Raw genomic sequence first — 1,711 nt, forward strand, 5'->3', positions numbered from 1 at the left:
TGTCAAACGGCATTGGAACGGGACCCCGGATCGGCTTCCAATCGGGACCCCATCGTGAGCGTGGCGTGACGCCCCTGGTCAGCCCGGCGGAGCGGGTCGGGGTAGCGCAGCCGGGCTGAGCAGGGATCCTGGAGGCGCGGGGTACGAGCCGACCTCAGGCGCGGTTCTTGAAGCGCCAGCTCTCGTTGCCGGTCTCGACGATCTCGCAGTGATGTGTGAGCCGGTCGAGCAACGCCGTGGTCATCTTGGCGTCGCCGGCAAACACGCTCGGCCACTCACCGAAGGCGAGGTTGGTGGAGACCACGATCGAGGTGGTCTCGTAGAGACGGCTGATCAGGTGGAACAGCAGCTGCCCGCCCGACTGCGCGAACGGCAGATAGCCGAGCTCGTCCAGCACCACGAGGTCGAGCCTGGCGAGATGGTCCGCGATGCGGCCCTGCCGGCCGGCACGCGCCTCGGCTTCGAGCCGATTGACGAGGTCGACCACGTTGTAGAACCGGGCTCGTGCCCCGTCTCGGATGCAGGCCCGGGCGATCGCGATGGCGAGATGGGTCTTGCCCGTGCCGGTGCCGCCGACCAGCACGACGTTGCGCTGATGGGCCAGGAACTCGCCGCCAGCGAGGTCGCGCACCAGGATCTCGTTGATCGGAGTGCCATCGAAGGCGAACTCGGCGATGTCCTTGGCCAGGGGCAGCTTGGCGATCGTCATCTGGTAGCGGATCGAGCGCGCCTGCTTCTCGCTGATCTCGGCCTGAAGCAGGTCGCCGACGATCTGCTGCGGCTCGTGGGTTCGCTTCACCGCAACCTTGATGATCTCGTCGTAGGCAGCCTTCATCCCGAACAACTTCAACTCGCCCATGGTGGCGAGGATGTGCTGACGTTCCATCATGGGGCTCTCCTCAGGCTGTCGTAGCGGGCGCAGTCGGCGACGGGCTCATGGCGGAGCCGCAGACCCTCGGGCGTCAGGAGGGTCACCGGTGCGATGGGCTCGCGCTGGCGAGCCAGGATGTTGAGGATGACGTCGGCCGAGTGCACGCCCTCGCGCAGCGCCTCGGCGCAGGCGGCCTCCACCGCGGGCAGGCCATCGCCGAGCACGGCGGTCAGGATCTCGACCATCTGCCGGTCACCGTCGGCAGAGCCGGCGAGCTTGCGCCGGACCCGGTCGAGGGCGGCGGGCAGGACCCAGTCCTTGAACGGTGCGCCGTTGCGCAGCGCGCCGGGCTTGCGGGCCAGCACGGGGACGTAGTGCCAGGGATCGAACACCGTCTGGTTGCGGCCGAAGACGCGGGCGTGCTCGGCGACGATGCGGCCGTCCTGCCGGATCTCGACGCGCTCGGCATAGGCTCGCACCTCAGCCGGACGGCCGATGGCCGAGGCGGCCACCGAGTAGCGGTTGTTGTCGAAGCGCACGAGGCAGGTCGAGGACACCGAGGCGGTGACGGCGTGGAAGCCGTCGAAGCGACCGGCATAGGGTACCAGCGCCGCTCGCTCGGCCTCGAAGGCCTGCCACACGGTCATATCCGACTGCTCGGGATGCGGGTGGGCCTTGGCGTAGGCGATCACCCCATCGAGCAGCAGGGCGTTCAGCTCGTCGTAGCTCTTCACCCGGACGCGCGGGGTGAACAGCCGCTCGCGCACCAGCCCGACCTGGTTCTCGACCTGGCCCTTCTCCCAGCCCGAGGCCGGGGTGCAGGCCACCGGCTCGACGAGG

General features: G+C 68.8%; 1 protein-coding gene and 1 pseudogene. Both read right to left on the reverse strand.

Translation table 11 applies throughout. From position 1 onward, the window contains the following. Positions 1-154: 154 nt before the first annotated feature. A complete protein-coding gene (gene istB / locus H288_RS0131885) occupies positions 155-889 on the reverse strand; it encodes an IS21-like element helper ATPase IstB (RefSeq protein WP_280142576.1) in 735 nt (244 codons plus the stop codon). Then, positions 886-1,711, reverse strand: a pseudogene (locus H288_RS0131890) (IS21 family transposase); the annotation flags it as partial. The gene istB and the pseudogene H288_RS0131890, both read right to left, overlap by 4 nt.

The sequence above is a fragment of the Methylobacterium sp. 285MFTsu5.1 genome, assembly GCF_000383455.1.
Taxonomy (GTDB): Bacteria; Pseudomonadota; Alphaproteobacteria; order Rhizobiales; family Beijerinckiaceae; genus Methylobacterium.